The 6,412-nt window shown below is 34.2% G+C and carries 5 protein-coding genes; 1 reads left to right on the top strand and 4 read right to left on the bottom strand.

The genetic code is table 11. The features are described from left to right. Nucleotides 1-315 (bottom strand): Lrp/AsnC family transcriptional regulator (locus tag ABJI11_RS16525; protein WP_348354682.1); only part of this gene is annotated, 315 nt, incomplete at its 3' end. A 168-nt stretch (nt 316-483) separates the two neighbouring features. Between ABJI11_RS16525 and ABJI11_RS16520 the strand changes: the two genes are divergently transcribed. Further along, on the top strand, nt 484-2,241 hold the full coding sequence (locus ABJI11_RS16520; protein ID WP_348354679.1) for an aromatic amino acid hydroxylase: 1,758 nt from the start codon (nt 484-486) through the stop codon (nt 2,239-2,241). On the opposite strand, the gene ABJI11_RS16515 is transcribed toward ABJI11_RS16520, so the two are convergent. The 3 genes from ABJI11_RS16515 to ABJI11_RS16505 form a co-directional block, all read right to left on the bottom strand. Beyond that, nucleotides 2,219-2,845, bottom strand: a complete 627-nt coding sequence (locus ABJI11_RS16515; RefSeq protein WP_348354676.1) for a DUF4230 domain-containing protein — start codon at nt 2,843-2,845, stop codon at nt 2,219-2,221. The two genes, ABJI11_RS16520 and ABJI11_RS16515, sit on opposite strands and share 23 nt — an antisense overlap. 45 nt (nt 2,846-2,890) lie before the next feature. Continuing rightward, nucleotides 2,891-5,311 (bottom strand): T9SS type B sorting domain-containing protein, encoded by a 2,421-nt coding sequence (locus ABJI11_RS16510; RefSeq protein WP_348354673.1) that lies wholly within the window; start codon nt 5,309-5,311, stop codon nt 2,891-2,893. Nucleotides 5,312-5,440: 129 nt separating this feature from the next. Then, entirely contained in the window at nt 5,441-6,385 is a 945-nt protein-coding gene (locus tag ABJI11_RS16505) for a GSCFA domain-containing protein (protein ID WP_348354670.1), read from the bottom strand. Nucleotides 6,386-6,412: the final 27 nt, after the last annotated feature.

The following is a 6,412-nucleotide window of genomic DNA, read 5'->3' as shown; positions in this document are numbered from 1 at the left end:
TTCACCACCCACTACAAAACATTCTACCACCTCTGGGTATTTCATAACCTGCTCAAAGAAATCATCCATCATTGCTCCTTTTTGCGCTTCTAAAGAAACAAAACTGAAAACGGTTATACTTTCTTCAATTTTATCTTTATTTAAGATAGCTACATAGTTCTTGATAAACCCTTCATGCTCCAATCTTTTAATACGTTCATAAACGGGTGTTTTGGTCAAACCCAATTGTTCTGCAATAGACTTGGCTACCGTTTTAGCATCTTTCTCTAATATTCTTAATATCGCCCTATCTATATCATCTAATTTTTCCATCATAACTTTTTCCTGTTTTATAATCACTAACAACACTTAAAAAGCACTAATTCCCGAAAAATGATTACTTAAAAGTCTTATTTCCTAATTTAGTTAAAATTAACAATTAATTGGTCTGTAAATTATATATTTAGTAGAAATAATATGAGTGTGTCACAGAAAATTAATGGTATGAAAACTTCTGAATATGAAAGCAATCCTATTTTAGATAAGCTTCCAAAACATTTAAGACAGTACATTAAACCTCAAAATTACGAGGACTACACACCTATTAACCAGGCGATATGGCGTTATGTAATGCGCAAAAATGTTGACTATTTAAGTAAAGTGGCTCATAAATCATATTTAGAAGGATTACGTAAAACCGGAATTTCTATTGACAACATTCCCAACATGTACGGAATGAACCGTATTCTTCAGGATTTAGGATGGGCTGCTGTTGCGGTTGACGGTTTTATTCCTCCTGCTGCCTTTATGGAATTTCAGGCGTACAACGTACTGGTAATTGCTTCAGACATACGTCAATTAGAAAACATTGCCTACACCCCTGCCCCAGACATTATACATGAAGGTGCAGGTCATGCACCTATTATTGCCAACCCTGAATATGCTGCATATTTAAGACGTTTTGGAGAAATTGGTTGTAAAGCAATATCTAGCGCTAAAGATTTTGAGCTTTATGAAGCTGTTCGGCATTTGTCCATTATCAAAGAGGCTAAAGGAACGCCAATAGATGAAATTGAAAAAGCCGAGATGCATATAGAATTTCTTCAAGACAACATGGGCAAACCTAGTGAAATGGCTCTCATAAGAAATTTGCATTGGTGGACGGTTGAATACGGACTTATAGGCACCCTTGAAGATCCTAAAATTTATGGGGCTGGACTATTATCTTCTATAGGTGAAAGTCAGTGGTGCATGACAGACAATGTCAAAAAACTTCCTTATTCCATAGAAGCGGCAAAAACATCTTTTGATATTACAAAAAAACAGCCCCAACTCTTTGTTACCCCAGATTTTGCTTTTTTAAGTCAGGTACTTGAAGATTTTGCCAATACCATGGCATTGAGAAGAGGAGGATTATCAGGTTTACAAAAACTTATCGATTCTAAAGAATTAGGTACAATTGAATTAAGTACCGGCTTACAAGTTTCCGGTAATTTCGAATCATTAATTTCTCATGATGGCAAACCTATTTACTTTCAAACGAAAGGCAAATCTGCCTTGGCATACAGAGAAAAAGAATTGGTTGGGCAAGACATCAATCAGCATGAAACGGGTTTTGGTTCTCCTATCGGTAGGCTCAAGGGTATTAATATTCCCATTGAAGATATGAGCCCTCGTGATCTTAAAGCGTATAAGATTTATGAAGGTGAAATAGTTTCGCTTGATTTTACCGGTGGTATTAATGTAACCGGTAAAATAGTAACAGGTACACGAAATCTTAAAGGTCGTATTATTCTAATCACTTTTGAGAATTGTAAAGTAACGCACAAAGGAAATATACTTTTTGAGTCTAATGAAGAACTCTACAACATGGCTATTGGTGAAGAAATTGTTTCTGCCTACCATGGTCCTGCAGATTTGAAAAGTTTTGACCTATTAGATCATTCGTTGAGTACAAGAAACCAAAACAAGTATGACAGTTCATATTCAGAATTAGAATCATATTACAAGCTTATTAGAGATTTTAGAGAGGGCAATAACACCATTATCTCTAGAACAAAGGTTTTTGAGACGATACAAGAAAAATACCCAAAAGAGTGGTTACTGCCCATTGAAATATATGAACTGGCAATTTTAAGTAATGAAAAAGTATTAGTGGAAAATATTAAAATACATCTTAAAAACATTAAGCTAGACCAACCTAAATTAGGACAATTAATTGATGACGGACTAGAATTAGCTACGGCAAAATCTCTGGTTTAATGGATTGCAATCCTTCTAAAGATTCTATGGTTTGCTCTTTATATGCTAATCGCCATCCCATAGAATTGGTTAGAATATAGAACTTTTGTAATTCGCTAATAAGTCTGTTTTCCGAATTTATACGTAAAGCTGAAGCTTCTACCTTTTTCATTAAAGAAGCTTTTACCGTTTTTTTGATTTTATTATAATCGGCCGCATCAAACTGGTTTAAATAATCTGCGGTGACGTCGTAGTATTCAAAATCTGGATTCAGGTTAATTTCTGCTTCTGGTATGCTATTAATTTTTACCGTTCTAGTTGCTTCATCAACCTCAAAGTCAATCTTACTTAGATCATAAGCGACGGTAACATCTGCATTTACCACCACTAAAGCCTTTTTCTCCGCACGTAATAACGGACCAAAAAGCTCTTTAGAATCTTTGTAATTATACACCTCAGAAAAATGCCCTTCTGTTACCACCAATTTAGAAACATTAGCAATTTCTTGTTGTATAAGCATAGAATTTTCTTCAAGAATAGATTTATCTTGTTTATCATCTTGACAAGTTTGAAAGGCAAACAATAATGTTGCTCCTATTACTAAGCCTAAAAATATCTTTTTCATAAAAAAACAATGTATTCGAATTTAAGGAACAAACGAATAAATAGCCTATCGTTTTAACGAAAAATGACCCGAAAGGTGTATTCCCGTATCGTAATTCAGGTATTTGAACCAATAATCATTTGATGGCATTTGTTTACCATTGTACATACCATCCCAAGAGCTATTAGAAGTATTAGGATTTAGCTGCTTTAAGAGCTTACCGTAACGATCATAAATAAATATATCTATATTACCTGTACCTGATAGTTTTGATGTATCCCAAACATCAAAATAAGAATCGCTATTTGGTGTAAAAAACTTAGGTAGACCCAAGGACTCTACACCTTGACATGCAACAGAATCTATATTTATGGTAAATCTAGACTGATTAAAACAACCATTTTCTTCTGCAAATACATAAACGGTCGTTGATGCTGAAATTTCATCACCAGCCAACAAAATGGCTCCATTACCATCTGCTTCACTATAATAATCTTGCCCATCAGGTAGTATCGGTAAAGTATATGTTTGGCAAGCAATAACGTCTTCGAATTCAGAAACTAAAACCTCAGTAATATTGACTGAAAAACTACTTTCATCAAAACAATCTCCCGCTCCCGAAGTACTTTCTGCATACACGTATATTATTTGCGATTCGGTAATCTCATCACCTGCATTTAGTAATGACCCTGTACCACCTGTAGCAGTATAATAATCATTACCAGAACTTAACGTTGGCAGCACATATACACTACACTCCTCTACATCTGCTAATACATCTGCAACAACTAAAGAATTTACAATAAGACTAAAAACAATTTCATCAAAACAAGTTGACCCTGCTTCAACCCTAACCGTAATATCTTGTTGGTTTGCTGTAGTATTGGTATATGAATCGGTTAACGTGATTGTATTTCCTGAGGCATCAAAATAAGAAACGGTCAACCCATTTTGACTTCCTACTACTTGTGATTCTATGGCTACAAAATCTAGATCAAATGTTGCAAACCCATCTGTATCAGTATCACAAATGACTATATCATCTACTTTATTAGCAATAGGTCCATTACTATCTACATTCAATGTTATTGGGTTTCTTTCCAAGATTAAATCTGTAACAATAGTACTACTAATTTCACAAGTATAAACGCCCGTATCCGCCACTTGAAGATTCGTTAATACTAAATCTGGCATATTTGAATTCGGTACTGCAACACCGTTTTTAAACCATTGATATACATTTGCACTACCGCTAACCGTAGTACTTAATGTAATAGAGCCATCAACACATCCAGTTAAATTCTCAATATCATTCACTGAAGCCTGTGGGGTATCAACAAAATTATTGAAGCCGTTGTAGTAATTAAATTCGACTTCAAAATCACCAAATTGAAAACGATTACCATAAATTCTAAATGTACCCTCATTTAAAAAAACAAAACTTGGTATATCCCCCTCAATATTATTATTATAAATATCAAAACCACTCAGATTGGTCCAGTTTACTAAGCTCGCAGGCAAAACACCTTCTATGTTATTATCATTAATTTCAAATGACCCTAAATTTACTAGACCAGAGAAAGAATCGGGTATTGTTCCCGTAAAGTTATTTTGACCTAGCCATAATGTTAATAACGCAGTCAAATTCCCAATTTCCTCAGGTAAATCACCCTGAAATTGGTTATCACGAAGTATTAAAGACTCTAAAGACACTAAATTTTCAACCAATGGAGAAATAGCTCCTTCCAACTGATTATGTGATAAGGACAAAATTTGCAAGTTAATTAAGTCGTAAATGCTTTCAGGAATTTCACCTGTAAGGTTATTTGCACCTATGAGCAATTGAGTTAAATTCACAAGTAAACTTAATTCAGCAGGAATTTCCCCAATGAGTTCATTTGCAGAGAGCCAAAGTGTTACTAAATTACTTAAATTGCCCAATTCTACAGGTATGTTACCCGTGAGTTGATTACCAGATAGTGTTAAAGATTCTAAACTCGCTAAGTCACCAAGTTCAGGAGGAATTGTGCCGCTTAAGTTATTTGAGCTTAGCCATAAAGTTTCTAGTTTGCTCAAATTACCTAGTTCTACAGGTATACTACCTGACAATTCATTACCGTTCAAAAGCAAAAATTCCAAATCTAGAAGCGTTCCAATACTGTTAGGAATAGTGCCTGTGAGACCAGATTGATCAGAAAGATCCAAATCAACCAAAAACTCTAAATCTCCAATTTCATCTGGTATTGTGCCTATTAAATTATTACCGGTATTAGTATTTACATCCAAATCTAATTGCGTAACATGACCTCCAATAACGGTAATCCCAAACCAATTTGTAACATCGGTATTTATTAAGGGAGTAGCAAAATCCCAATCGTTCGTAGGATCCGCATCTGTCTCACTGATCCAATTAGGGCCTCCGGTATCATTATATAATGTTTGCAATGCTTCTAATTCTGCCAACGGAAGCTGCGCATTCGCAATCATTACACTAAATATGCATAAAACAAGGGAACTTATTTTTTTAATCATAATGACAATCCAAATTGAAAAATAACTATAAAACTACATTCTCATTTTATAACCTTGAAAAATTCGACAAAATTCGTATCTGATTTAAAACTCAATATGAGGGTATTCTTTCTGAATTTCTGATTTCAACACGTTCAATTTCAAAAGAAATTTCTGATGCTGAACAGATTTTTCATTGAAGGACCTGTGAGATACACCCTGTTGTATTTTCTCTATTTTCTTCATAGTTGTAGATACATTTGGTGCAATCCACACCTCAACAAATTTCTCCCAGATATAATCTATCGCCACCTCATTTGGGTGAATCATATCCTTAGTATAAAAGCGATAATCTCGTAGTTCATCCATCATTAATTCATAGCTTGGAAAATAAGAGATTTCACCCTCATCCAATACATTATGAATCGCAGAAATCAAGTGCGATTTGCTTAATTGATTTTCTACAAACCCGCCTTTTAAATGCCGAACAGGAGAAACGGTAAAAATAAATTGAGCTGAAGGATTTACAGATTGTATTAAACCAATAGTCCGTTTTAAACTTTCTACTACTTCATAGACACTTAACAATTCTTTCGTGAAATTAGACTGCGGTACTTTATGGCAATTTGCGACTACTTGATTGCTAGATTTATTTCGATACACCCACCCTGTACCTAAAGTGATAATGATATGACTGGCTTTTTTTAATTGTGCAGCAGTAGAATTTAACGCATCATTTAAACATTTAATTATTTCTTCTTTGGAGGGATTACTTAAGCTAGAATGCGCATCAAAACTATGCCATTGCTCATTCTCATGAAAAACATCTTCTTCAGCAAATAAATCTTGATTCACAGACTTTTGAATCAGCTTTTCAATTGCCAAAGGATGAAACAATATACCAAACGGATTCTGTAATCCCTGAAATTTGTAATATGCTAATTTTGCTCCTATATTTTCGGAAAAACAAGAGCCTAAAAGTAATAACTGACTTGAATAGTCGATTGAATTTTGGGCTCTCGATAAAGGTATTTCGGTTAAGAGATTCATATTATTAAAGTTTATTAACCATTGAAC

It is taken from the genome of Maribacter sp. (assembly GCF_039968975.1).
Classification (GTDB): domain Bacteria; phylum Bacteroidota; class Bacteroidia; order Flavobacteriales; family Flavobacteriaceae; genus Maribacter.
Note: the sequence above shows the minus strand (reverse complement) of the source record. Positions and strands in the feature narration are given on the sequence as shown.